The sequence below is a fragment of the Mesorhizobium sp. M7A.F.Ca.CA.001.08.2.1 genome (assembly GCF_003998455.1).
Taxonomy (GTDB): Bacteria; Pseudomonadota; Alphaproteobacteria; order Rhizobiales; family Rhizobiaceae; genus Mesorhizobium; species Mesorhizobium ciceri.
The window spans coordinates 1-975 of record NZ_RZPW01001243.1; the positions used below are offsets into that span (position 1 = coordinate 1).

The following is a 975-nucleotide window of genomic DNA, read 5'->3' on the forward strand; positions in this document are numbered from 1 at the left end:
CCGCGTGCGACAGAAATGATGGCCGACCGACGGTTGCGGCCGATCCCACTGGCTTATCTGTTTTCTAACCAATTGCCGCTATTCCCAATCGAATAGCGGGAGCAAGGCTTTGGTGGAGACGGAGAAAAACACCGCGCGACGCGGCGTCATGCTGTCGGTGGTCATCCCATGCTACAACGAGCTGGATGGCGTGGCCGAACTGCATCGGCGGGTAACGGCCGCATGCCTTGAACAAGGCCCTTCCTACGAGATCGTCCTTGTCATCGATGGCGCGACCGACGGTACGCGCGAGGCCATTCTGCAGCTGGCCGAAAAGGACGACCATGTCGTCGCCATCGACCTCGCCCGCAATTACGGCCACCAGATCGCGTTGAGCGCCGGGCTCGAATTCTGTCGCGGCCAGCGCATTCTCATTCTCGATGCCGACCTGCAGGATCCGCCTGAACTGCTCGGCGCGATGATGACGAAGATGAACGAAGGCTTCGATGTGGTCTACGGCCAGAGGCTGACGCGCGATGGCGAAAGCTGGTTCAAGCTCGCCTCCGCGTCCATGTTCTATCGTTTGCTGCGCCGCATGGTCGACGTCGATATAGCCCCGAATACCGGTGATTTCCGATTGATGAACCGTCGCGCGCTCGACCATCTGAACGCGATGCCAGAGCGTTACAGGTTCATTCGCGGCATGGTGAGCTGGATCGGGCTGAGACAGGTGGCCTTTCCCTATGAGCGGCACCGCCGCTTTGCCGGCACCACCCACTATCCGCTGAAGAAAATGCTTCTTCTGGCGGTCGACGCGATGACCAGCTTCTCCATCGTGCCCTTGCGGTTCGCCTCGCTGCTCGGAATGATGTTCGGGCTTCTGGGGCTGGTCGTGCTCGGCTACACGCTGCTCGAATGGTCGGTCGGAAACGTGTTGCCCGGCTGGACCAGCCTTGCCGCGATCGTGCTGATCCTCGGCAGCGTCCAGCTTATGGT

At 60.6% G+C, this 975-nt stretch carries 1 protein-coding gene; it reads left to right on the plus strand.

Annotation, left to right across the window (positions count from 1 at the left end; all coding sequences use genetic code 11):
- Positions 1-148: 148 nt before the first annotated feature.
- A partial coding sequence (locus EN914_RS36535) for a glycosyltransferase family 2 protein (protein WP_206527338.1) occupies positions 149-975 on the plus strand: 827 nt, incomplete at its 3' end.